Origin of the sequence: Lysinibacillus sp. FSL K6-1151 (genome assembly GCF_038630755.1) — a bacterium.
Classification (GTDB): domain Bacteria; phylum Bacillota; class Bacilli; order Bacillales_A; family Planococcaceae; genus Lysinibacillus; species Lysinibacillus fusiformis_D.
In genome coordinates, this window is record NZ_CP152040.1 from 2,345,249 (window position 1) to 2,370,024 (window position 24,776).

Consider the following 24,776-nt stretch of genomic DNA (forward strand, 5'->3'; position numbering starts at 1 on the left):
GTTCAACTTTTTTCCGGTTTTACAGGCTCAGGCTCGAATTTATAATCATCCTTCGGTCTTGTTAAAGCAGGTCTTTTTGCTGTTAAGGGAATAGGCATTCTGATAATACTATCCCGCATTTCCTTCAATCTTGGTGGGTAGAAAGGAGACATATATGGTGCTCCCAAGCTTGTCTGGCGTAACAGATGGATAAGAATAAAACAAAAAGCCAGCATGATGCCGTAAAAACCCCAAAATCCTGCAAGTATAATAATAGGGAAGCGAATAAGACGAACCACATTGCCCATCATATAACTCGGTGAGGTAAATGATGCTAAAGCACTTAGTGCAATAATAATCAGTAAAATATTACTTGTTATACCTGCCTGTACAGCTGCTGTCCCGATAACGATACCGCCAACGATACCAATCGTTTGTCCAATTTTAGTTGGCAATCTGGCTCCAGCTTCTCTCAGTAATTCAATGATAATTTCCAGCAGCAAAGCTTCAAATATCGGTGGGAACGGAACCAAAGCCCTCGATTCACTTAATGGTACGAGGAAGGCTTGCGGAATCACCTCGTAATGAAAGGTCAAAGCTGCCACGTAAAAAGGTGTTAAATAAACGGACAAAAAAAAGGCAGTAAGTCGCAATAAACGGAGAAAAGTAGCAATTTGCCATCTTAAATTTTGATCTTCTTGACTTTGGAAAAATTCAGTAAAGGCTTGGGGGCCAATGATGGCCATTGAGCTACCATCTACAAGAACGCCTACCTTGCCATCTAAAACCGCATCACAAAATCTGTCAGGTCTTTCCGTCAGCAGCATCTGTGGGAAGACTGATAATGAATTATCATCAATCATTTCTGCTAGAACCGCACTATCGAGCAATTCATCGATCGTAAGGTCTGTAATTCGCTGGCGTAACGTCTGGACCATTTGATCATTAGCAATCCCATGCATATATAGGAGTGAAACAGACGTATTGGTGCGCGTGCCAACTTTTATTTTTTCATTGCAAAGATTCGGACTTACTATGTAGCGACGAATTAAGGAAATATTCGTTGAAAGACTCTCATTGAAACCAACCTGTGTACCAATTACTTGTGACTCATTTTCAGGAGCTGACAAAGCTCTAGATTCTCGGCTAGCAATATTGGCTAAAATCACTTGTGAGCTACCGTCTACATGAATCACAACAGATCCATTGACCATTGACGCTACGGTTTCCTTTAATAGACTGGCTTGACTAACTTCAGCAATAGAAAGGGCCATCACAATGTCCTCTGGTGTTTCATGTGGCTTGTTCTGTAAACAGGCGATAATATCATTATTCAAAGTTTGATCATCAATTAAGTTATCGATATAAATAAGGGTCAAGTTTGGAGGAAGTGATTTAATAATTAAATCAGCTGGATCATTTGTTGCATTTTTGATTGATTGAATAAAATGTTCTGTTGTATGTGCAACCCTCACAAGATTTTCTTTAGGTGCCTCTTTGATGGAAGGTGGCTGTTGTTTATTGAAAGGTAGTTTAAATTTCATGATGAATTGTAGGCTCCCTTCATTGCTAACTTCTTTTATAGAATTGTCTTGAAAGGGGTATTCTATACTTATTTCCTTCATTTTCATCATCAAGTAGACAGTACTTAACAAAAAGTGGTAGTATAATAGTATTCTTAAAAACAGAAGGGAGATCAGCCGTTTATGCTAAAACTAATTATCGCAAATTAAATTCCAATGAATTTAATAAAGGGGCTATTCTATAATTTTTTGTGAATTATAGGGTTTATTTAGTATGGCCCTCTTGCGATAACGAAGAGCAGCATAATCCTGTCTGATCCATGTAAACAGAGATCATTGGTAGTTACTTAAGTGGCTAGCATTATTTTCTGTATATAACAAAGGACTTTATGAGTTTGTTCTCATAAGGTCTTTTTTCTGTTTTTAGGAGGTGAGTATTCCCACAATAATGAGCTAATAAAACATAAAATCGGAGGGAATAGACGTGATAAAATATGAGTTAGTGAGTAATTATCGTCATGATGAAAAATTGAAGGCCAGCTTTAATGATTTAGCCATCGAAACATTCGGCTTAGATTTTAGAGGCTGGTACAACAAAGGCTATTGGAATGATCGATATATTCCGTATTCTTTTGTTCAGGGAGGAAAAGTGATTGCCAATGCCTCTATTCATAAAATGTCTGTACTAATAAATGGTCAACAATTAAAAGGGATTCAAATTGGTACGGTGATGACCGATGAAAAGTATCGCCATCAAGGTTTGGCTAAGCAGTTAATGCAGCATATTCTCAAGGAATACGAAGATGCCTGTGATTTTATGTATCTTTTTGCCAATGATACGGTACTAGATTTTTATCCAAAGTTTGGCTTTACACGAATTCATGAAAGCGAATTTAGCTTAGACCTCACGGAAAAGCCTATTCCACTGAGGGAGGATGCCATCGTCCGACAGTTGACAATTGAACAGGATCTAACACTCCTTGAAAACTATGCGAAAAATCGTCATATCCTTTCAAATATTGTAGATGTTGAACAAAACGAGAGTTTATTAATGTTTTATTTCACCCTAGTATTCCAACATGCCATTTACTATTTAGAAGATTTAGCAACCATTGTGTTAATGGAGGAAGAGGACGGGATATTAAATATTTACGATATCATCTCCCAGCAGGCAATCAATGTGGAGGCTGTGTTAGCAAGCATTGTAAAACAAACAACGAAAAAGGTGGTATTTTATTTCACACCTAACTTTGCGATGGACGACATGACAGCAACCATCACACCAAATGATGACGACGCCCTATTCATCCTATCGAAAAAGCCACTCCTACAAGGTAACTTTATGTTCCCTTTAACATCCCATTGTTAGTCTGGACATGAGTGCTTTTAACAAAAATTCATCAAAGCAAAAATAACATGAATACTAGCTCGTACCTTCAAAGGTGCGGGCTTTTTTTAGCCATTTATGATATTTTGTCAAATGGCTGTAACATTGTTGTTTTACGATACAAGCATCACATGAATGGAATTGAGGTTAAACACTATGAAAAAAATAATCATCATCTTATTTGCAGTAATGATAAGCTTGTACGTAGCCAAACTATGTGGGCAGGACAATAACGATGAAATGAAATTTGTCGACGACATTGCGCCAATCGCTGTTGCATTACATCAACAAAACGGAGAGATATTGCCTAGTATAACAATCGCGCAGGCTATTTTAGAATCCAATTTTGGACGGAGTGAATTGGCTGTCAATGCCAATAATTTGTTTGGGATAAAGGGACGGTATCAAGGGAAGTCCATCAAAATGCCGACAATGGAATATCAAAACAATAAAAGCTATACAACCGAAGCTGAATTTCGAGCCTATCCTGATTGGAAAAGTGCATTAAAGGACCATCGTCAGCTATTATTAAATGGAACGAGCTGGAATGCCCATCAATATGATGAGGTGCTGAAGGCAACCAATTATCAAGAGGCAGCCTATGCCTTAAAAAAAAGCAATTACTCGACAGACCCTTTATATCCTGAAAAATTAATTGCGATTATCGAACAATATCATTTAGGAAAATATGATCAATAGGAGTTCTATAAAATGAATATACTCATTGCTGATGATGAATTAGATATGTTAAAGATTTTACAAAGCTATTTTCAAAGGGAGGGATTCACTGTCTTTACTGCTATAAACGGGGAGGAAGCACTTGCGATATTCTATCAACAAAAAATTGATTTAGCGATTTTAGATTGGATGATGCCTAAAATAGATGGCATTACGGTTTGTCGTGAGATGAAAAAAACACAAAAAATCAAGGTTTTAATGCTTACAGCAAGGGACACTGGTGAGGATGAATTTCAAGCGCTAGCAGATGGAGCTGATGATTATGTCCATAAACCATTTTATCCAAAAGTACTCATTATGAGGGTGAAAAAATTGCTGCACATAGAGTCTGTCCAGCAACTAAAGGAAGTATCCTTCGATATCGCCAGCAAGCGCGTTTGGCGAGCAGGGACAGAAATTGAGTTAACCAAAACAGAATTCGAGCTGTTACGCGTTTTTAGCCAGAATCGCAGACAAATCTTAACGAGAGATCAGCTCTTAGATTTAGTGTGGGGACTGGAATATGTCGGAGATCCTCGTACCGTCGATACACATATTCGACGATTACGAGAAAAAATAGGAGAGGACATTATCCAAACACATAGAGGTGTTGGCTATAGTACAAGCGAATGAAGCAAAAAATCGGCACTAAATTAACCATTTATATCACATTCGTTGTGATTGTCACGTTTACGATTTCGCTTGTCGTCAGCCAATTTTTTCTGCCTAAATATTATCTCTATCAGTTAAATAAAAAAGTAGCAGACGCTTATGAAACGTATCAGACCAAGGATGAACCTAGCCTAGTGGAACGACAATTTGATGTCACAATCATCACTGTGCCTCTTGAAGGCTCTATCGATAATCTGAACGAAAATTTAAGACTACAGCTGGCGAGAGAACAGATCGCTCTTAATAAATTTTGGGTTTCAGAAGAAGTGCTACAAGACATAGCTGGAGAAAAAATAGTAGGCAAACTGTATGATCAAGGAAAACAAAAATCGAGCTTTCTTGTACATTATGCCAAAGAGGGAAATCAGCTTATAATGATTGGGGCCTCTATGGCTCATTTTACGGATATTGCTTCTTTTATCAATCGCTTTAATTTCGTCTTTTTAATTGCCAGTATTTTAGTAATTATCATGGTGACAGCCCTCTTATCTCGCAAGCTGACCAATCCATTAAATGAGCTACAACAAGTGGCACAGGAAATTGGCGCACTAAATTTTCAGCAGGCAAACATTCAAACAGGTGATGAAATCGAAGAATTAGCCAAAAGCATTAATAAAATGAGTCAAACACTGGAATCAGCCCAACAGCAATTAACGCAACGCAATCTGGATTTGAAGCAATTTATGGTAGGCTTAACACATGAGCTAAAGACGCCTCTTGCCTTAATCAACGTATATGCAAGTGGAATGGAAGATGGGATGGATGATGGAACCTATTTAACCGTTATTCATCAGCAAATAGATCGAATGGAAAAAATCATCACAGATATGCTTTATTTCGCTAGAACTGAAGAAAACGATTCGAAAGTATCCAGCTTTGATGTTATTCAGCTACTGCAACAAATCATTCATAGCTATCAGCCGCTGCAGGGAGATAAACAAATTTTTCTTCAATCAGAACTAACCGAATTCATGCTAAACACCGAGCAAGAGAAAGTCCATTTTATTGTAGAGAATTTGATCAGTAATGCTGTCAAATATACCTCTGGTCGTGACATATTCATCTGCTTCGATTCACATGGTAGGCTAGAAATTACGAATGATACTACACTGCCAGATATCTCTAAAATATGGCAGCCATTTTATGTAGGGGAAAGCTCTCGAAACAAGCATATTTCAGGAACTGGTCTCGGTCTCGCCACAGTGAAAAGTCTTGCTGAACAATTAGGCTACACGACTAAATCCACATTAGCCGATGGGAAAATCACCTTTACAATTAATTTTTGGCAGAGGGGATAGTGCCTTACTCTTTACAATGATGTAGATGGGGACTATTTCCTCCAATAGAGGAGCTAGACAATGTTTTCCACGAGGATTTTCTTTACATGTAGAGGTATTTGCAACAGAGTAAAGTGGGGCAGCCATTATCTATGCTGATTGAAACTCAACAAATCAATAAAAGTGATATCTTTTAGCAAAAATGAAGGTGTTCATCCCTCATTTTATCGATGGCTGTTGTGACTAATACTTCTTCACATTGAAAATAAGAACGTATTCTTCTCCTAATGATGTGCTATTTTATTCATTACTACTTACTAGTAAGAAAGACAAAAAGCCACTTAAGATTGGAGTAAAGCCAGCGTCACTCTTAGGGGATTAGCATCATCTTTCAACATGAAAAAGGGGAGGTCACATGAAGTGACCCCCCTTTTGTCTATTAGGAAAGTATACGAATAGTTGAATCGGTTTTTGTTCTCACTTTTAACGTTAGCAGCATGAGAACAAACATTACCACTAATAGGGCGAAAAGGGCAACGTCAAATGTATTAGTGACATCTTTTATGACCCCAACAAGCATCGGAATAATTCCACTAATAATATAGCCACCAAATTGAATCATGGCTGTCCATTCGCTTGCAGCTTTTGGTGTAGTCGTTGCATCTAAAGGCAGAATCATTGCTAATGGGAATAAACCACCAGCACCTATCCCCGTTAATGCGGCACAGAGAATTGGAGAAGTCCCGCCAATTATTAATAATAGGATGCCGATAAAGGAGCTGAAAGCACATAGTAGCATCCAAGGTTTTCTCTTCACACTATTATTAATGATAATTGGAATAATAAAGCTACAAATCATTTGCATAACAGAAAAAATAGTAACCGTTGTTGCGGCATATGCATCACTATAACCCATGTCCTGTACTTTTGGCGCAAGCCATGTTGCCAAGGAATAATAAACACCTGATTGTAAACCAAACATCACCATCAAAAGCCAAACATAACGATTTCCCCAAGGTAGTCGGCTTTTTTGACTGACAGCTTGCTCTGCTATGTTTTGTGATTGATGTGATTTTTTTATAATAGGAATCCAAACGATGATTCCTACTAGTGCAAACAAAGACCAGATCGCTAAAGCGATGTTCCAAGATTGGTGAAAAGCATGCATAACAGGCACAACTAAGCCAGCACTTAAAGATGCACCAATCCCCATGCCAGCTGAATAAACACCAATCATCGAGGATGAGGATTTAGGAAAATGCTTTTTAATATAACCAGAAATTAGTGGACCTGTAATGGCAATGCCTATTCCGCTAAAGACAGCTGTCAATAATAAAAGAAAAGGGAAAGTCGCTACTAAACGTAATGCAGTTGATACGCCAATTAATAAAATCGATAACGCAATCGTCAGCTCAATGCCCCACCGTGCACTTAACTTTCCAGCCAGTGGTGCAAAAAGCCCCATACAAAAAACGGGTAAAGCCGTTAGTAAACTGACGACAACACTCGACATCTGTAAATCGGCCTGGATATTTTTCAGCACGGGTGAGATGGATGTAATGGAAGCTCGTAGATTCATAGAGAGTATGAATAAAGAAAAAACGCTCCAAATAATATATAGATTTTTTGATTTTGCTATCATTGAAAGCACACCTCTTTTTGTCAATATAGATGATTATTTGATATACTATAATTAACTTTTTATTTTAAAAATAAACTATAATTTATCGACTTGTATACTATAATATACTTAATATACAAAGTCAATGAAAGGGGTGCGCATAATGAATGAGGAAAATATTGACTTATCTGGTCAAGTCGGGGTTAATCTAAGAGAAATTCGAAAAAACAAAAGGATGAGTTTAGAGGAGCTAGCGAATGTCAGCAATGTTAGTAAATTGACATTAGGGAAAATTGAAAGAGGGGAAACAAATCCAACCGTCAATATCCTGTGGAAAATATGTAGAGGACTCAATATTCCACTCGTTTCTTTATTAACATTTGAAGAACATACAGAAGTCCATCGATTCGGCTCGGAGTATCAATTTGCAGGGCATAATAACGACTGGTTTGTCGAACCATTATTTAAAACACATGGATCAGAGTGGTATAGAGGCTGTATCGAGCCAAATAGTAAGTACAGTGAATGTCACTTAGCAGGGTCTGAAGAAATTGTACTTGTGTTAAATGGACAATTAGAGCTGAAGGTCGGAGAAAAATGCCATCAGTTAAACCAATGGGATGTCATTAAATTTAAAGGTGAAGAACTTCACACTTACATCAATCGCTCAAATGAAAAAGTACATTTAATGCTGTCGTTAACGTATACAACGCCCTAATTATCCCACAAAAGCTAGGCAGAAACCTGACTCTAAAAAGGTTGATGTAAAAAATAGAAAGAACCCCCTTTTAATAAAGAGGTTATACAAATACACAATAAGTATCATTAATTTTCTCAGTTATACCTGTTCTAAAGCAACCCCTTATCAGTATCGCCACAACCATTTACGAATGAACGGGGAAGGCTTAATAAAAATATAATGAAAAAAAGTCGCATTCCTATAGTTTAGGAATCGACTTTTTTGTGAAAATAATTTATGTAAACACATTGAAATAAAGCATGTCTTATGATAAATTTATATAGATAGACGTTGTATATTTATTATACAGCGCACTATCCCTATTTTAATTATATAATACATTCTATTCTTTCGTCAACACTTTTAATAGTCTTTTTTTTTGAGGGGTGGTTTTGATGAAGTCAACAGGGGCAAAACAGCAGATTGGGGGAAAAATGAACGAAGCAGTTCAAATCTTTTAAGGACTTAAAGGTAATCGAAAGGCTTCCTAAACATGTGAATGAAATTGAAAAAGATAAAGAAAGTAGGACTGATACTATATGTCAGAGAAAACCATTTCAGTTGAGACAAAAACGCCATACGGCATGATTGCCATTTTATTTATTGGGGCCTTTGTTGCTATATTAAATGAAACCTTACTAAACATTGCGCTTCCAGCCATTATGATTGAATTCGATGTGAATGCAACGGCAGTACAGTGGCTTTCAACAGGTTATATGTTAATTAACGGTATTTTAATTCCCGCCAGCGCGTTCTTCATTCAACGCTTTACGGATAAAAAATTATTTATTACCGCGATGGCCTTGTTCACATTGGGTACATTTTTAGCTAGTATTGCACCTGCATTTGGTGTGTTACTAGGGGCGCGAATGATTCAAGCTGCAGGATCAGCGATTATGATGCCTCTATTAATGAATGTTATGCTGACTGCATTTCCGGTCGAAAAACGAGGCGCTGCAATGGGGATGTTCGGTCTCGTAATGATTACAGCTCCAGCTATTGGACCGACTCTTTCGGGGTGGCTAATTGAGCATTACAGTTGGAGAATGTTATTTGATCTTGTACTACCAATTGCCATTCTAACATTAATTTTCGCAGCCTTTAAATTAAAGAATGTGACGCCACAACGTCCTATTAAGCTCGATGTAATTTCACTTATTTTATCAAGTATTGGATTTGGTGGCTTGCTTTATGGCTTTAGTTCTGCTGGAGAAAAAGGATGGGATAATGCCCTTGTATACGGAACGATCATTATTGGAACGCTCGCTTTAATTACCTTTATCCTTCGTCAGCTACGACTGGAGGAACCAATGCTTGAGTTTCGTATTTTCAAATATCCAATGTTTGCCTTATCATCAGCCATCTCCATTGTCATTTCGGTGGCAATGTTTTCAGCTATGATTTTAATGCCGATTTACGTTCAAACAATCCGTGGTATTTCACCAATGGATTCAGGTCTACTCATGCTACCTGGTGCGATTGTGATGGGGATCATGTCACCTATTACAGGGAAGCTTTTTGATAAATATGGGGCAAGAAGCTTGGCCGTATTTGGCTTGATTATCACCATTGTGACGACGTATTACTTTAGCAAAATTAGTATGGATACGGCTTATTCTACACTAGTGGTGCTGTATACATTACGTATGTTTGGGATGTCCATGGTAATGATGCCAGTAATGACAAATGGTTTGAATCAGCTACCAGCGCATAATAATCCACATGGAACAGCGATGAACAACACATTACAACAAGTTTCAGGCGCAATAGGTTCAGCAGTATTGATTACGATTATGAACAATAAAACAACTGTCAAAGCAGAGGAATTAGCTGCAAGTGCGATGAACAATATGAGTGCTAATGCAACTCAAACAACGTCACAGTCTGCTGCGGAATTAAAGCAACAATTGATGAACGAAGCCATGCTACATGGTATAACTTATACATTCTTCCTGTCAACATTGATTGCAGCGATTGCACTCGTCCTTGCCTTCTTTATTAAGCGAGTTAAACCTAGTCATGAAAATCATGCTAGTGGGGAAGTTAATGAAAAAATAGTGGAAGAATAAATAAACGGGCGTTGCTAAGCTTAAGCAACGCCCATTTTTATTTGGATAAAGAGGATTTATAAAAAAATTATCGATACAACTCAATAATTTGGCTGGCTATCTATTCAGAGCTAAAATGAATCCCATCTTTGAGCAACTCCTAGTACAGAAGAAGCAAGAATATCCATTGATAACGTTATTTCTTCAAACTCTCTCTCTCATGATCAAGTCTGGTAACATCATATAAACTTTTCTTTTGAAGCAAGGGTGTCAATCTGCAAAGTCAGCGTTATTTTTACCAACAAATCGTTAGAAATATCGTACACTACTTGTTTTAATAGATCATTCATATCTATAAAATGCAAATAAAAAGTGGCTCGATTTAGCTCGGTACGTTCGGCTAATATAGCGTTTATCTTAATCTATTTATATAATTTTGAAGTGAGTATAATTAGTGCGGGCTTTGGAGGTGGGGGAGCTACAGAACAAAAAGGCGTCTCATCCATAGATGAAACACCTCTTTGAAGTTAGTTATTGAGCTAATCGTTGGATAAAAGCATCTAATTGTACGAGTGTAACATTGTCATTCACCCCAAATACATTGTCACCTTTACCAACTGTAACTTTATTGGAAGCGAGGATGGATACATAATTGTTTGCCCAATGCGCACTTGGAACATCGACAAATTGTTCTGCCGCTCCTTGTTGTTTTAAATGAAATGCTTCCACTAAAACTTTCGATAATTGACCGCGTGTCATAGGAGAACCTGGATTGAATTTGCCATTTTCATCCCCCGTAAAAACGCCGATTTTTTTAAGTGCCTCAGCAGCACCCGCATATTTAGACGATGGTTTTACATCAGGAAAACTTGAATTGGTGCTACTAGTATCTAATTGTAATTGCTTAGCCAGTTTAAGAGCTACTTCTCCACGTGAAGCATAAACGCTAAAGTCGATTTCAGCATCTTTTACTTCTCCAAACTCATTTTCAGTGAAGTTCGCCACGCGTTTTGCCCCTACGTAACGAGATCCCCAGTAATAAGGGTCATTGATGTTATCAATTTTAACACCAGAACTTGTAGTAGCTGAAATAAAACTGCTGTCACCTATGTATATGCCGACATGGGAGATACCACTTCCCGAAGTATTAAAAAATACTAGGTCACCAGTCTTCAATTGATCTTTAGCAATCGAAGTACCTTGCTGATATTGAGCTTTGGATGTACGTTCTAGTGAAATCCCTAGCTTTGAAAAAACAATTTGTGTAAATGCAGAGCAATCCACACCTGTCTTAATATTTGTGCCCCCGTATTGATAAGGTACACCTATATATGCTTTTGCTGTATTTGTTATATCTGCTATTGTTGCCGCTTTCGCTTCATGAACACCTATGCCTGTGAAGAACATAAATGAGGCGAAAATGGGTAGTAACCATTTTTTCTTCAATTAAATCTTACTCCTTTCAAAAAACTTTCGCTTTTGAACTAAAGTAAGAATAGCATGAAAGAGACAAGCGTTATTTTTCAATAATATTACCGATTACCCCTAAACAGCTAAATTGAAACCTTAATTTTAACTGTGTAAAACTTCTGCAATAATCACGGATAATTTTACCAAAAAATATATGAAATTATTGGATGTGTAGGGATATAAGTGCTATTTTATATATTTCATCTATATTAAAAAACCAAAAACCATTGAACAAAATATAAAAACATAGAATTATGACAAATGATTTGGGAAGAATTAGTCGATAATCAAGAGGTGAAAATTCCATTCAAAGAGAGGGACATCATTTTAACAGGAAATGAAATTAATCTGTGAACCTCATTACTTAATAACCTGATAGGAGGGATTCTATTGCAGCAGATTTTTAATAAGTTAATAAAACAGAACATCAAGCCATTTCTTTCGATGCTTGGCTACAACAAGAAAAGTTTGAATTTCTATAAAACAACCGACAATCTTATCTATATGTTCAATTTCCAAAAATTCGCTAATAATGTCATGTTTTATATGAATTGCGGTATTTACGCAACCGAGTTGGCACACGTTCAATCGAAAGAGATTCTGACAGCATCAAAAGAAGCAGAATGTCACTTCCGAGCAAGAATTGAATCAATTGTCGAAGGTACATTTAATCTCGATTTTCCATCCATCCTACTACGAATATGGATGGTCTAAGAAAAATGCTACTTCGTGGGATGAAAGAGGCTCATCATTTCTTTGAATCGATGACTAATGCCAGATCCATTATAAACTATTACACGTCTGGCCCATTTCTACATTTAAATGATGTAACAGCAGCTAAGCGTTATTATCATGAATGGCAGAAAAAGCATGGAACTGAACAGCGATGGGCCATTTTCGAAAAAAATATAAGGCTATCTTCAATCAATTTGGTGTGAAACTTGATGAAGAGTAGCTATCATAAAACTAGAATTCCTTCTTCATCGAATAGCCGGTTTTTTATTTCAGTTTCCCATTTTGATCATTTACAGTCGTATTCAGTATAGTATCTAGTATTCTTCCAGTAATGGGCATAAAGAAATGCAGGATAAAGCCACCTAAGCAAACCGTTAATAATGTACCGACACCGATTGGTCCTTTACACAACATCGCCAACACCAAGAAAAAGAGGTAAATAACCGTTCTTGAGAAAAAAATCGATTTGTTTGTTAGCTCTTTTATAATTAAGGTTAGTCGGTCTACAGGAATTGGCGCAAAATTTGTATGTAAATAGGTTGCCGTTCCTAATCCTGTCACAACTAGCCCTATGCCAAAATAAACCACCTGATTATACCATAGTATTGCTAAATCATTTAATAGCAGTAACCACATATCAATTCCTATACCTGTGATAAATGCTGTGATCAGCCCTACTATTTCAGGCTTTTGTCTAGCTAATATGGAATTACTACCGACTAATAGGATAGCCAAAATGATTTCCCAGCTTCCTACAGTTAGACCTACATGATTAGACAATCCGACTAAAACCGCATCAAAAGGGGAAGTCCCAAGGTTGGAATGAATTGTTAGAGAAATACCTAGCGTTAAAATGAAAATGCCTACTACATAAAAGATATATTTCAAACGAAAGCCCTCTTTTCATTTTTATTGCAAATACAATAAAATTACGTTAAATTGACTATATACTCTTTTTGTTGCATTTGCAATATAAAATCTAGAAAGAGTTCACGATAAGGGAGTGGAAGCAATGACCGTTAAATTAGAGGAATGTAGTCTAGCAAACTTAAAAAAGCTTCAAGAAATAAGCATCGAAACATTCAATGACACGTTTAAAGACCAAAACTCGCCTGATAATATGAAAGCTTATTTAGAGCGTGCATTTCATGATCATCAGCTAGAGCAGGAATTGACCAATGTCGATTCAGCCTTCTATTTTATCTATGATGATGAAGAAGTAGCTGGCTATTTAAAAGTAAATGTCAATGAGGCACAATCCGAACAAATGGGGGATGAGTCACTCGAGGTGGAGAGAATTTATATTCGACATAAATTTCAAGGCAAAGGGCTCGGTAAATACCTCATCAATAAAGCAATGGAAGTAGCTATTGCACACAACAAAATAAGCATTTGGCTAGGCGTTTGGGAGAAAAATGACCATGCTATCGGTTTTTATAAGAAACTTGGCTTTGTTCAAACAGGTGCTCATTCTTTTTATATGGGGGATGAAGAACAAATGGATCTCATCATGACCAAAACGCTCGAATAAAGTGATAATGGCAGAAACGTTGATAAAACAACATTTCTGCCATTTTTATTAGTCATTTCTATTTTTCTTCATGGCATCTGCCAATGCATCAGCTTGAGGTTGTTGTTCTTTATAAAGCTCGCTAATAATATTGGCATAATCATTAGCATTACGATTTTGGCTTAATTTATAGGCAGCCTGCACTTCGTCTATCTTTATTTTAAATCCTTTAATCCCTTTTATTTCTTGCTGTAAAAGCTCAGGCGATAGTTTATCCCACAAAACAGAGTTTTCACGGAATTTCTCATATTTTTCTAGTAAGCTAGTCAAATCTTGCTCTAACTCTTTTCCGTTCATAAGGCTTGCTTTTCCGTATATATGGACAGCTTGATAATTCCAAGTTGGCACATTTTCATGCTCATACCAAGAGGAAGAAATATAGGCATGAGGCCCATTAAATATGACGAGAAGGTCATTCACGTCCTCAAAGGTCTTCCATAAAGGATTTCCATAAGCTAAATGACCTGTCAGGTAATAGTCATCCTGAATTTTATTCAGCAGTACAGGGATATGGGCTGCTATTGGTTTACCTTTTCTAATTGAAACAATTGTCGCAAAGGCATTGTTTTGAATAAAATCTTTGATTTCTTCAAAATCTGTTATTTTGTAGTACTTTGGAACATACATGCAAACCTCTCCTTATCTCATCAAATCATTGTGAGCTTTTTGAATAAACAAACTATTGTGATTACACGTCTTTACATTTTCCCCTCTACAATGTAGATTTTATTATAATCAATCACTGGTACCTCTTAAAAGTGCCAGTAAAGCTATTTTCAAAGGAGCCAATAAGCCATGCTCGAAATGACACCTAACTTGCATAATGAAGAACCACTTTATCTTCAGTTATATAGCTATATAAAAGCTGAAATTCAAAATGGAAATATTTTAGCTCAAACCAAATTGCCGTCTCAGCGCAGCTTAGCTAAACATTTACAGATTAGTCGCAACACGGTTGATGCAGCTTACCAGCAGCTCCTTGCAGAGGGCTACGTAATTAGTAAAGAACGAGAGGGGCTTTATGTTGTAGAACTCGAAAGGGGCTATTTTCAAACAAGTTCTAATCATTTTGAGCCGCAGTTAGCAACTCCGCAAGAACAACAACTACCTTCAATTAAGTACAACTTTAATTATGGAGATATCAATTTAAAAGATTTCCCCTATAAAATATGGCGTACATTAACACTGCAAAGCCTGAATGAAGAGCAGGCTCATCTGCTTTTATATGGAGATCCGCAAGGGGAGCTTGAATTAAGGAATTACATTGCAAGCTATCTTTATGAAGCAAGAGGGGTACAATGCCAAGGAGACCAAATTGTCATTGGTGCAGGTTTGCAATTTCTAATGGGCATCGTATGTCATTTAATTGGAAGAAATGAGCTTTTTGCTATGGAAGATCCAGGGTATTATCGCGTTCGTTACTTGTTTAAGGATCATGGTATAAAGGTGAAACCTATCCCTCTCGACGAACATGGCATTCATATCAGCCAGTTAAGAAATAGTAGGGTCAAGGCTGTTTATGTCACCCCTTCCCATCAATTCCCCATCGGAACGGTCATGCCGATTTCAAGAAGACTAGCATTATTAGAATGGGCCAAGGATGAAAATGCTTATATTATTGAGGATGATTATGATGGGGAGTTTCGATATGCAGGTAAACCTATACCTGCTCTACAAGGATTAGATTCGAATGACCGCGTCATCTATATGGGCACTTTTTCAAAATCATTGATTCCTTCCATCAAGCTAAGCTATATGGTTTTACCAAGGGAATTAACCCTTTTATTTAATAACAACAACTACTATGTTCAAACTGTATCGAGACTTCATCAGCATACCTTACAGTTATTTATGGAAAGTGGGCATTGGGAGAGACATTTGAATAAAACACGAAATGGCTATAAAAGAAGATATGAGGCTTTATTAAAGTCCATTCATCAAATATTAGGGGATAATGTGAAAATACATGGGGCTAGTAGTGGCTTACATATTCTACTCGAAGCAAATAATAAAATGTCTGAAGAAGAACTAATTGAAACAGCAAAACGGGCAGGTGTAAAAGTATACCCAACCTCTATTTTTTACGCCAATCCTTCCGTCATACAGCATGCAAAAGTTTTGCTTGGATTTGCAAATTTAGAGGTAGAAGAGATTGACAAGGGGATTAAGCTATTAAAAAATGCATGGTTTGATAGCCCCAGCATGTTGTAACTCTCTTTGAAAGCTCTATTTCTATAGATCAGTACTTATGCATGTAACAGTAAAAGTTGTGTTAAATCATATTATTGCGGAATCAGCATATTTTATTGGCATTGCACAAACCATCTTATTTCAACAGAAATGGTAAGACTTGGCGAGTTAAAAAATGGAGTTTGGTAGAAGAAACTCTTACCAAATTCCATTTTTCATAACGCTATCTTTGTCACAATATTAACTATTCGGAATTTTCTCTTTATACTTTAAGGAAAGAAGGCTTAAAGAATAATTCTTAAGTGTATCTGTGTTAATAAAATCATTTAGAATACCTTCAATGGAACTACAATGCTGATTAATTAAATTGATTTCTTCTATATAATTTGAATCAATCGAAGCTTCTCTTAACGTTTTAAACACTACTTTCTGTTCATTAAACAAATAGACCAATTCAAACCTAGCATTCAGTATCAAAATAGTAATCTCTGGAAAAACAATTCGATCTTTTAAAACTTCAAGAATGCAATCGACAGACTTTACGCCTTCTATCGCATGCAAAGATGAAAAAACACCATGTAATAATTCTTCAAAATCAACCTTCATTTAAATCCTCCATCAATCATAAATCCTTTCTGATCATAACACTTTCTCAGAAAAATTTTAATGCTTAATATTTTCCTTCAATAATGTGGAATGGACTCATGCAAACGATAAAGATAATAAAGATTTAGCATTAAGGAGTTCCCACAAATGGGATGATAGAAAAAATGTTAATTATAAAATTATTTAACAAAAGAAGAAGAATCGGAAAAATTAAATTTCCCATTCTTCTTTATATATACCAGGGTAATTGATGCTGCATTTTCTTACCTGGCTTACTTGCTTTATTTATTACGGTCCATGTGCCGTCTTTCTTTTGCAGCTGATAGCTTACATTGGTCCCATCTGCCCTTTTAAAGAGCATATAGCCTGTATTGTCTTTGATAAAGGTGACAGGGTCAACTACATTTTTATAGGGTATCTTTCGCTCAGGAAATAAAATATTGTTTGCTATTTCATCTGCAATCGTAGCAAGAGGCTTCATTTCATTATTTATTTCAGCCTTGTATTGCAATTGATTGTATCGATAGGAAATGAACGAGGCTAAATTCAAATTAAAGCTCTGCTGTATGTCTAAAAGTGTTGTGCGATAGAATGCATCTATTGCTTTTTCTACATTATCTGCCTCATGTTTATAGTGAAGGGTGTTCACATCAGTTGGACTGATTTCAAACGTAATGATTTCCTTGCTATATGGTGGGGAATGGGCATGTTCAAAAGTAGTAACTTGAACGTTAACCCTAAAGCTAAACTGACTTTCCCTAATAACGTTCAAAATGTTCGCATCATACAAGCCATACTGCTTAGGATAGCCGTAGTAATGGTCAATTTCCTTTTCTATAAATGGATTAAGGATTGTTATCAATGTATCAGTGATGAGTTTCTCATCAGCTTGTTCGCTTTGTGCATAAATCTTACTGGGCATAATCAAAATAGTGACTATAGTCATTAAAGTAGCGATTTTTTTCATGGGATTGCTAGCCTTTCTATAAAATATTCCTTTATAGTGTGCGTCGATCACAGAAAATTATTAAACGTTTTATAGTTAAAGATAAAAATAATAAAGGTGTCACTTGGTTTCATTAAAAAGAAGAATCCATTTTGAAAATGGACTCTTCTCTAAATGTTTCCTTTATGACAAAGATATTGTTTTCGTTGCCACGGTTTGTTGAAAGGCTTGATCATGCTCCACAAAAATCATTGTAGGATTAAAACTTTGAATAAGCTCTTCAATCTGCATGCGCGAATAAATATCAATAAAATTTAAGGGTTCATCCCAAATATAGAGATGTGCTTTTTCACACAAACTTTTGGCAATCAACAGCTTTTTCTTTTGCCCACCTGAATAATGTGAGATGTCTTTATCAAATTGAATTCGGTCAAAGTCCATCTTCCGCAGAATAGATTTAAATAACGTCTCATCTATAGCATGCTCTTCAATAAAATCCGATAATGCTCCCTTCAAATGAGCAGTATCCTGTTGAACATAGGAGATAATAAGGCCAGCAGCTAAATGTATAGAGCCTGTATGCTGTATAGGCTTGCCAAGAAGCAGCTGTAGGATACTACTTTTTCCGCTTCCATTTTTGCCATCGAGAACAATGCGATCACCTTGCGCCACTTTGAAGCTAATAGGCTGATTCACAAAGTTGTCGTCATACTGAATTGATACATCCGTTACAACAACCATGTCTTTTGATGGAAATGCTAATGGTTGTACTTTTAAAGATTCCGTTTTTTCAACATTTTTTAGCAGTTTTGATTTTTCATCAATCGCTTTTTGCTGCCTAGATTCCAAGTTCTTTGCTCGCTTCATCATCTTGGCTGCTTTATGTCCAACAAAGCCTTTATCTAGCTTAGAACCCGAATTCGTAGTTCCATTTTTGGAAGCCTCCACTTGATTAGACCAACCTACCGAACGCTTGGAAGACTGCGTTAAACGGTCGATATCTTTTTGCAGACGTTGATTAGTTGCTTCTTCATGTTCCTGCTGTCGATCAAAATTTAACTTCCAAGTTGAGTAGTTACCACTTTGAACATCAATATTGGCTCTATTGATCGATAAAATATGATCAACACAGCCATCTAAAAAGGCTCTGTCATGCGAAATTAAAATAAATCCTTTTTTCTTGCGTAGATAATCAGAGACCGTCTTTCGTGCATCTGTATCGAGATGATTGGTTGGCTCATCAATTAATAGAAACTGTCCCTCTGTTAAAAAGAGCGCTGCAAGCAACACCTTTGTTTGCTCTCCATTAGATAATGTTTGAAAAGGGCGATACATGACCTCAGCATCGACATCTAGATAGGCTATTTCACGAATATATTCCCAATCTTCTGCCAGAGGGCAAATTTCTTCAAAAATTTCGTACGTATATTTATTTGGGTCTGAAACAGGATAGGGGAAATAAGTAAATTCTACTGAAGAAATGATGTTCCCACTATACTCATAATTCCCTAATAGCAAATTAAAAAATGTTGTCTTCCCACGACCATTCCTACCGATAAATCCAAGTTTCCAATCTGTATCAATCTGAAAGTTGACACCCTCAAAAATATAATCAAAGCTGCTTGGGTAAGAAAACGTTAAGTCTTGTACTTGTATCATTGACATGATAATTCCTCCTTTGTATAGCAAATCATTTTTCTTTTATACAAAGTCGGTACATCCATCTATGCTAAATTTCTCCGTATAAGTTGATGGATGCTAACGACTTATACGGAGCATCACATGCGTCACAATAGGTTCAGAATCGCTCATTTTTTTCTCTCCTTTATTAGGTAGATGAAAGATACAGAATAAACTATGAGAGCAAGAAAAAATCCCCCCAATTGGATATTGGAAGGATTAGTCTCTCACTGAATAAACTTTATTTGCCAATGACATCATGACAAATAAACGCAAACTGATTGTTAAAAATGGATAGACTAATCCTATATTTTGTCGTTTGAAGTGATTCATTTCAAATAAAAATATAGATTAGTTCATCATTGTCCATTCATCAGTCCTCTCATAATTGTATTTTTATAGTAACAAATTTTTTTATGGAATACAATGTAGCCTTATCTTCTTAAACCAATCCCTACAATAATTATAGAAATAATTTAGATAATCGTATAAAAATTATTTCTACTATTCTGAAAGATATGTTATAGTAGGAGCATAATTGAATAATGTGTAAGAATTGGTGCCAAATGAAGGTTTGGCTTAAAAGGGAAGTCGGTGCAAATCCGACGCTGTCCCGCAACTGTTATTCGGAGCAAATCACAAAGGCCACTGGGAAACCGGGAAGGCTGTGAGGCGTGTTGATGAGAAGCCAGGAGACCTGCCAATTTCTAGTACACACCAAATACCTACGTGGAAATAGGTGGTGAAAAGTGACCAAATCGGCACTGTGCGATAACAAATGATTTATGCGAAAGTAGATACTTTTTTCGTATTGTTTTAGCATTAAAAATTTCAACTAGCAGCCATTCTCCTCCTTGGAAAATGGCTTTTTATTTTTTTCTGAAAAGGAGATATAAAAATGACCTATACAAGCACACTCATTGGTTACCCGTATATCGGGGAAGATCGCGAATGGAAAAAAGCATTAGAAGCATTTTGGCGCAACGAGCTTTCTGAAGAGGATTTTGAGGATAGTTTAAAAAAAATCCGTTTAGCTAGAATTGACAAGCAGCTACAGCTTGGCATCGACATGGTGACAGTTGGCGATTTTACGTATTACGATAGAATGTTAGATACAGCATTAATGTTTGGTCTCATCCCAAAACGCTTTAACTGGCAGGGAGGGAAAGTAGATTTATCTACCTACTACAGCGTAGCAAGAGGGAATAAAACAGCTGTAGCTAGTGAGATGACAAAATGGTTTAATACAAACTATCACTATATTGTTCCTGAATACGAGGGACAGGCCTTGAAACTAACAGAAAATAAAGTGTTGGCCGATTTCTTAGAGGCGAAAGAAACGTACGGTATTATTGCAAAGCCAACATTGATTGGTCCCTATACATTCTGCAAGTTAACAAAAGGCTATAGCAAATTCACACAGGTTGAATACTTATTAGCTCTAATACCGCTCTATACACAAGTATTAAAAGAATTAGTAGATGCAGGTGCAAATTGGATTCAACTAGAAGAGCCATCACTTGTCACAACCCTTGATCCAGCAGACATCAAGCTTGTGCAAGAGATTTACGACCAGTTAGCCGTTGCCGTTCCAGAAGCGAAAATCATGCTGCAAACTTATTTTGAAGCATTATGCAGCTATGAAACATTGATGACATTGCCTGTAGAAGGATTTGGCCTAGACTTTGTTCATGGCTATAAAGGAAATATGGCGTCACTTCGTCAATATGGTTTCCCTCAGGACAAAGTATTGGCAGTCGGGGTTGTTAATGGACGTGATATTTGGCGTTCCAACTTAGCGGAGGTCAATGCTACAATTCAGGCAATTGAGCATTTAAGTAATGCAGCAGAGCTATGGATTCAACCATCCAGCAATCTACAACATGTACCGATCACAACTGCTCTTGAAAATGAGATTGACCCTGTTCTGAAGCATGCTTTAGCCTTCGCAGATGAAAAGATTGTAGAAATCACGGAGCTAACTAAATGTAGACGAGATACAGAGGGTATCTTACAGCATAATTTTTCTGAAAGTATGAAGGCAATTGAGGCTCTAAAAAACCATCCAATCCGTCAAAACAAGTTGATTCATCAAGCAGTTCAAACTGTGACAACGCAAGATTTTGAACGACATAGTGAATTTGCTCAGCGTCAAAAAATCCAGCAGCAAGCGTTAGCGTTACCGCTATTCCCAACAACAACAATCGGAAGCTTCCCACAATCCGATGAGGTGAAAAGGAATCGTAATGCTTGGCGTAAAAAACAATTATCGAATGAAGCCTACGAAGCATTTATAGAGCAGGAAACAAAACGCTGGATTACGATACAAGAGGAACTAGATATCGATGTACTCGTTCACGGTGAATTTGAGCGTACAGACATGGTCGAATACTTTGGTGAAAAGCTGACTGGCTTTGCCTTTACAAAAAAAGCATGGGTCGTTTCCTATGGCTCACGCTGTGTTAAGCCACCGATCATTTATGGAGATGTAGCGTGGTCTTCAGCAATAACTGTAAAAGAGTCAGCCTATGCTCAAAGCTTAACAAAGCGCTTTGTAAAAGGTATGCTGACAGGACCAGTGACGATATTAAATTGGTCCTTTGTACGAGACGATCTGTCACGTAAAGATGTCGCTTATCAAATTGCATTAGCACTTCGCAAAGAGGTTGAGGCACTCGAAAACGCAGGTATTTCAATTATTCAAGTGGATGAGCCAGCTCTAAGAGAAGGTTTACCGCTACGAAAAGAAGAATGGGGAGCTTACTTAGAATGGGCTGTTAATTCCTTTAAGCTGGCTACAGCTAGTGTCAAAGATGAAACACAAATCCATACACATATGTGCTACTGCGAATTTAACGATTTCATCGAACCGATTAGTGCACTTGATGCAGACGTGATTTCCATTGAAACATCAAGAAGTCACGGGGAGCTCATTACATCACTGCAAGGGCAACCTTATCAAAAGGGCATTGGCTTAGGCGTTTATGATATTCATAGTCCTCGTGTGCCAAGCAATGAAGAAATGCTAACTATTATGAGAGATAGTTTACAGGTGTTAGATCCCCATCAATTTTGGGTGAACCCAGATTGTGGTTTAAAAACAAGAAAAGAAACTGAAACTGTTGCAGCTTTAGCTAATATGGTTGCTGCAACGAAAACATTACGCCAGGAAGTACAACCATCTATCTCGAGATAACGACATCATTTTATAAATCTACTACAACTACTACATCTTCTCTCCGAAATACAACAAAGACCAGGAAAAAAATGGACCTGGTCTTTTGTTGTTTCATTCTTTTAAGATTTTTATTATATTCAGAAAATAAAATTGACGTGAACAATCGAGCATGTTATGTTTATAACGAATTTCATAGCGATCATTACAAGTTTGAGTGAAAAAGACTTTCATTCAATTAAAAGGAAAATGGGTGTAAATCCCATGCTGTCCCGCAGCTGTAAATGAGGAGTTTTGTTTCAAATACCACTAAGTGATTACTTGGGAAGGTGAAGCAAAATCATGATTCATGAGCCAGAATGCCTGCTTGTAAGGAGATTCATTGATGATCTACGAAAGATAGGGAGATGGATGGAGGCTTACTCATTGTAAGTTTTTCTGTCCTTATTCTTTTTTAGAATAAGGTTTTTTTAGTTTGATTCAGCAAATGTTTTTGTAGTAGCACATACAGAAGACTTCTTTTTCTGAAGAAGATAAATAGTCAATGGCTGTTTAAATGCCCTCTGAACGTCAAGAAGCACCACGTCCTGTGGCAATGTCGGTGTGTCTAAAGCCTCTAGCTGATATCACAAACTTTGAAAAGGTGTCTGCACAATGCAAATCAACTTCTACTCGTTAGCTCGAAAAATTTGAACGCATTGTTGATACCTTCTTTCCATCTATCTATAACTAGATTCATTTGTACCACGAATAGAGATAGGAGACAGAAAATGAGATTGACTAAGTATGTACTTCCCTTCATCCTTGTGTTAACTTTCAGCGTACTTGCTGGTTGTACAAGCACAGATCAAGAAAAGGGAGAGACAGGAACACAGCAAACAAATGAAAAAATGATAACAATTGGGTGGCCATTAGATGTCGGCCCATTGAACCCCCATACATATTTACCCAATCAAATGACCGCACAAGCGATGGTCTATGAATCCTTGGTGGAATACAACGACGATGGAACTGTTAGCCCAAAGCTAGCAGAAAGCTGGGACATATCAGAAGATAAAACGACTTATACTTTTCATTTAAGAAAAGATGTTAAGTATTCAGACGGAACTGCGTTTAATGCAGATAATGTGATTCGTAATTTCAATGCAGTATTAGCGGATCGGGAAATGCATTCTTGGATGGGTATGGTCAACCATATGAAAGAGGTTGTGAAAGTGGATGATTTTACAATTCGCTTGCAATTAGATGAACCTTATTATCCTGTCTTAAACGAGCTTGCCTTTGTAAGACCATTCCGTTTTTTAGGGGATAATGGATTCCCAGCCGGAGATGCGACACAAGATTCGATCAAGGCACCTATTGGAACAGGTCCATGGGTATTAACCGAGTACAAAAAAGATGAATATGCTTTATTTAGTCGCAATGAAAACTATTGGGGAGAAAAGCCTCTCGTAGAACAAATTAAAGTTAAAATTATCCCAGATTCAGAATCGATTTCATTAGCATTTGAAAACGAGGAATTAGATTTAATTTATGGTCGTGGCATCATTAGTTTAGATAACTATACGTATTTAAAAGATAGCAGTAAATACAAAACCGCTACCTCTGAGCCTTTGTCTACGAAAGCGTTACTCTTCAATACTCAGTCGGGTCCGTTAGCCGAATTAAAGGTTCGTCAGGCCATTCAATATGCTATCAATAAGGAACAAATGGTTGACAGTATTACACATGGTACAGAAAAAGTGGCTAACACATTATTTTGGGATGCCATTCCTTATGCCAATATAGAGTTAGCGCCAATCTTATATAATCCTGAAAAAGCGCAGCAACTACTAGATGAGGCAGGATGGACGTTACAGAAGGGCGAAAAAATTCGTTCGAAAAACGGGCAACCATTATCATTAGATTTAATCTACATCGCAACAGATGCAATCCAAAAGCCAATGGCGGAATTAATGCAAGGTGAACTAGCAAAAATAGGGGTACAGTTGAATTTAGAAGGTGCGGATGTGATGGTCGGTCTTCAAAAATTAATGGATGATCAGGTGGATATTAATTTCTGGCGTACAAACGGACCACCAACCGACCCACATAGCTTTGCAAATGAGTCAGCTACGCCAAATGCTAGTGGTGTTTATGAGGCAAAATTAGGCTTACCTAACGCCACAGACATCGATACGAAAATCCATCAATTATTAGTGGGAACAGATGAAGAGGAACGAGTGCAGCTTTACACGGATATTTTATCCATATTCCATGATCAAGCACTTTTCTATCCTATCTCTTACGAAACAAATAATGTAATTTATCAACCATATATGAAGGATTTTGCTCCACGTGCATCTGAATATGATATTCCCTATGCACAAATGGATAAAGAGTAATAAAAAAGAGAGAGTATGTCTTGCAAAGACAGCTCTCTCTTTATCATAGGAGTGAGT

At 37.0% G+C, this 24,776-nt stretch carries 20 protein-coding genes and 2 riboswitches; of the genes, 12 read left to right on the top strand and 8 right to left on the bottom strand.

All coding sequences use genetic code 11. The features are described 5' to 3' along the window. Positions 1-2: 2 nt before the first annotated feature. Positions 3-1,523: a spore germination protein gene (locus MHI04_RS11400; RefSeq protein ID WP_342534827.1), complete on the bottom strand. Its 1,521-nt coding sequence runs from the start codon at positions 1,521-1,523 to the stop codon at positions 3-5. A gap of 463 nt (positions 1,524-1,986) precedes the next feature. Here MHI04_RS11400 and MHI04_RS11405 point away from each other — a divergent pair, with 463 nt between their 5' ends. The 4 genes from MHI04_RS11405 to MHI04_RS11420 all read left to right on the top strand — a co-directional run bounded on the left by MHI04_RS11405 (position 1,987) and on the right by MHI04_RS11420 (position 5,576). After that, positions 1,987-2,871 (top strand): GNAT family N-acetyltransferase, encoded by an 885-nt coding sequence (locus MHI04_RS11405; RefSeq protein WP_342534828.1) that lies wholly within the window; start codon positions 1,987-1,989, stop codon positions 2,869-2,871. A 174-nt stretch (positions 2,872-3,045) separates the two neighbouring features. Continuing rightward, the gene (locus MHI04_RS11410) at positions 3,046-3,588 is read left to right on the top strand and encodes a glycoside hydrolase family 73 protein (protein ID WP_101966653.1); all 543 of its coding nucleotides are present in this window, start codon (positions 3,046-3,048) and stop codon (positions 3,586-3,588) included. A 12-nt stretch (positions 3,589-3,600) separates the two neighbouring features. Next, positions 3,601-4,239, top strand: a complete 639-nt coding sequence (locus MHI04_RS11415) for a response regulator transcription factor (protein ID WP_101966654.1) — start codon at positions 3,601-3,603, stop codon at positions 4,237-4,239. After that, positions 4,236-5,576 carry a HAMP domain-containing sensor histidine kinase gene (locus MHI04_RS11420; RefSeq protein WP_058844410.1) on the top strand — a complete coding sequence of 447 codons (1,341 nt, stop codon included), beginning with the start codon at positions 4,236-4,238 and terminating at the stop codon, positions 5,574-5,576. Before MHI04_RS11415 ends, MHI04_RS11420 begins: the two co-directional genes overlap by 4 nt. Before the next feature lie 418 nt (positions 5,577-5,994). Here the strand turns inward: MHI04_RS11420 and MHI04_RS11425 are convergent, their stop codons facing one another. After that, positions 5,995-7,197: an MFS transporter gene (locus tag MHI04_RS11425; protein WP_342503787.1), complete on the bottom strand. Its 1,203-nt coding sequence runs from the start codon at positions 7,195-7,197 to the stop codon at positions 5,995-5,997. 142 nt (positions 7,198-7,339) lie between these two features. Between MHI04_RS11425 and MHI04_RS11430 the strand changes: the two genes are divergently transcribed. Both MHI04_RS11430 and MHI04_RS11435 read left to right on the top strand, forming a co-directional pair. After that, positions 7,340-7,894 carry an XRE family transcriptional regulator gene (locus MHI04_RS11430; RefSeq protein WP_036126370.1) on the top strand — a complete coding sequence of 185 codons (555 nt, stop codon included), beginning with the start codon at positions 7,340-7,342 and terminating at the stop codon, positions 7,892-7,894. Between the two features lie 560 nt (positions 7,895-8,454). Then, positions 8,455-9,984: a DHA2 family efflux MFS transporter permease subunit gene (locus MHI04_RS11435; RefSeq protein ID WP_036126369.1), complete on the top strand. Its 1,530-nt coding sequence runs from the start codon at positions 8,455-8,457 to the stop codon at positions 9,982-9,984. Positions 9,985-10,494: 510 nt separating this feature from the next. Here MHI04_RS11435 and MHI04_RS11440 read toward each other — a convergent pair. Continuing rightward, complete coding sequence (locus MHI04_RS11440; RefSeq protein WP_340834337.1) at positions 10,495-11,409, bottom strand: C40 family peptidase; 915 nt, start codon at positions 11,407-11,409, stop codon at positions 10,495-10,497. A gap of 414 nt (positions 11,410-11,823) precedes the next feature. Here MHI04_RS11440 and MHI04_RS11445 point away from each other — a divergent pair, with 414 nt between their 5' ends. Continuing rightward, positions 11,824-12,147 carry a DUF4304 domain-containing protein gene (locus MHI04_RS11445; protein WP_330493315.1) on the top strand — a complete coding sequence of 108 codons (324 nt, stop codon included), beginning with the start codon at positions 11,824-11,826 and terminating at the stop codon, positions 12,145-12,147. Between the two features lie 5 nt (positions 12,148-12,152). After that, a complete protein-coding gene (locus MHI04_RS11450) occupies positions 12,153-12,371 on the top strand; it encodes a hypothetical protein (RefSeq protein ID WP_342503786.1) in 219 nt (72 codons plus the stop codon). A gap of 61 nt (positions 12,372-12,432) precedes the next feature. Here MHI04_RS11450 and MHI04_RS11455 read toward each other — a convergent pair whose 3' ends face one another. Next, entirely contained in the window at positions 12,433-13,056 is a 624-nt protein-coding gene (locus tag MHI04_RS11455; RefSeq protein WP_342534829.1) for a YitT family protein, read from the bottom strand. 124 nt (positions 13,057-13,180) lie between these two features. Between MHI04_RS11455 and MHI04_RS11460 the strand changes: the two genes are divergently transcribed. Next, a complete protein-coding gene (locus tag MHI04_RS11460; protein WP_271913436.1) occupies positions 13,181-13,699 on the top strand; it encodes a GNAT family N-acetyltransferase in 519 nt (172 codons plus the stop codon). 48 nt (positions 13,700-13,747) lie between these two features. On the opposite strand, the gene MHI04_RS11465 is transcribed toward MHI04_RS11460, so the two are convergent. Beyond that, positions 13,748-14,365, bottom strand: a complete 618-nt coding sequence (locus tag MHI04_RS11465) for an FMN-binding negative transcriptional regulator (protein WP_101966656.1) — start codon at positions 14,363-14,365, stop codon at positions 13,748-13,750. A gap of 168 nt (positions 14,366-14,533) precedes the next feature. Here MHI04_RS11465 and MHI04_RS11470 point away from each other — a divergent pair, with 168 nt between their 5' ends. After that, complete coding sequence (locus tag MHI04_RS11470; protein ID WP_342534830.1) at positions 14,534-15,949, top strand: PLP-dependent aminotransferase family protein; 1,416 nt, start codon at positions 14,534-14,536, stop codon at positions 15,947-15,949. Positions 15,950-16,168: 219 nt separating this feature from the next. Here MHI04_RS11470 and MHI04_RS11475 read toward each other — a convergent pair whose 3' ends face one another. From MHI04_RS11475 to MHI04_RS11485, 3 genes are all read right to left on the bottom strand, one after another. Further along, positions 16,169-16,534: a hypothetical protein gene (locus tag MHI04_RS11475; RefSeq protein WP_036126354.1), complete on the bottom strand. Its 366-nt coding sequence runs from the start codon at positions 16,532-16,534 to the stop codon at positions 16,169-16,171. Between the two features lie 229 nt (positions 16,535-16,763). Continuing rightward, positions 16,764-17,501 carry a DUF3888 domain-containing protein gene (locus tag MHI04_RS11480; protein ID WP_036126352.1) on the bottom strand — a complete coding sequence of 246 codons (738 nt, stop codon included), beginning with the start codon at positions 17,499-17,501 and terminating at the stop codon, positions 16,764-16,766. 162 nt (positions 17,502-17,663) lie between these two features. Beyond that, complete coding sequence (locus tag MHI04_RS11485) at positions 17,664-19,145, bottom strand: Lsa family ABC-F type ribosomal protection protein (protein ID WP_342534831.1); 1,482 nt, start codon at positions 19,143-19,145, stop codon at positions 17,664-17,666. A 555-nt stretch (positions 19,146-19,700) separates the two neighbouring features. Then, a riboswitch (cobalamin riboswitch) is annotated at positions 19,701-19,880 on the top strand. 178 nt (positions 19,881-20,058) lie between these two features. On the opposite strand from MHI04_RS11485, the gene metE reads away from it, so the two are divergent. Both metE and nikA read left to right on the top strand, forming a co-directional pair. Continuing rightward, positions 20,059-22,356 (top strand): 5-methyltetrahydropteroyltriglutamate--homocysteine S-methyltransferase, encoded by a 2,298-nt coding sequence (metE, locus tag MHI04_RS11490; protein WP_342534832.1) that lies wholly within the window; start codon positions 20,059-20,061, stop codon positions 22,354-22,356. Positions 22,357-22,527: 171 nt separating this feature from the next. Beyond that, positions 22,528-22,721: riboswitch (cobalamin riboswitch) on the top strand. Positions 22,722-23,105: 384 nt separating this feature from the next. After that, positions 23,106-24,719: a nickel ABC transporter substrate-binding protein gene (nikA, locus tag MHI04_RS11495; RefSeq protein ID WP_342534833.1), complete on the top strand. Its 1,614-nt coding sequence runs from the start codon at positions 23,106-23,108 to the stop codon at positions 24,717-24,719. The last annotated feature ends 57 nt before the right edge of the window (positions 24,720-24,776 follow it).

Excerpts from the sequence above, each read along its gene's own strand:
- metE (WP_342534832.1), top strand. The coding sequence starts at position 20,059 with ATGACCTATACAAGCACACTCATTGGTTACCCGTATATCGGGGAAGAT.
- MHI04_RS11450 (WP_342503786.1), top strand. The coding sequence starts at position 12,153 with ATGCTACTTCGTGGGATGAAAGAGGCTCATCATTTCTTTGAATCGATG.
- MHI04_RS11425 (WP_342503787.1), bottom strand. The coding sequence starts at position 7,197 with ATGATAGCAAAATCAAAAAATCTATATATTATTTGGAGCGTTTTTTCT.
- MHI04_RS11420 (WP_058844410.1), top strand. The coding sequence starts at position 4,236 with ATGAAGCAAAAAATCGGCACTAAATTAACCATTTATATCACATTCGTT.
- MHI04_RS11475 (WP_036126354.1), bottom strand. The coding sequence starts at position 16,534 with ATGAAGGTTGATTTTGAAGAATTATTACATGGTGTTTTTTCATCTTTG.
- MHI04_RS11400 (WP_342534827.1), bottom strand. The coding sequence starts at position 1,523 with ATGAAATTTAAACTACCTTTCAATAAACAACAGCCACCTTCCATCAAA.
- MHI04_RS11480 (WP_036126352.1), bottom strand. The coding sequence starts at position 17,501 with ATGAAAAAAATCGCTACTTTAATGACTATAGTCACTATTTTGATTATG.
- nikA (WP_342534833.1), top strand. The coding sequence starts at position 23,106 with ATGAGATTGACTAAGTATGTACTTCCCTTCATCCTTGTGTTAACTTTC.
- MHI04_RS11410 (WP_101966653.1), top strand. The coding sequence starts at position 3,046 with ATGAAAAAAATAATCATCATCTTATTTGCAGTAATGATAAGCTTGTAC.
- MHI04_RS11415 (WP_101966654.1), top strand. The coding sequence starts at position 3,601 with ATGAATATACTCATTGCTGATGATGAATTAGATATGTTAAAGATTTTA.
- MHI04_RS11430 (WP_036126370.1), top strand. The coding sequence starts at position 7,340 with ATGAATGAGGAAAATATTGACTTATCTGGTCAAGTCGGGGTTAATCTA.
- MHI04_RS11460 (WP_271913436.1), top strand. The coding sequence starts at position 13,181 with ATGACCGTTAAATTAGAGGAATGTAGTCTAGCAAACTTAAAAAAGCTT.
- MHI04_RS11470 (WP_342534830.1), top strand. The coding sequence starts at position 14,534 with ATGCTCGAAATGACACCTAACTTGCATAATGAAGAACCACTTTATCTT.
- MHI04_RS11465 (WP_101966656.1), bottom strand. The coding sequence starts at position 14,365 with ATGTATGTTCCAAAGTACTACAAAATAACAGATTTTGAAGAAATCAAA.
- MHI04_RS11485 (WP_342534831.1), bottom strand. The coding sequence starts at position 19,145 with ATGTCAATGATACAAGTACAAGACTTAACGTTTTCTTACCCAAGCAGC.
- MHI04_RS11435 (WP_036126369.1), top strand. The coding sequence starts at position 8,455 with ATGTCAGAGAAAACCATTTCAGTTGAGACAAAAACGCCATACGGCATG.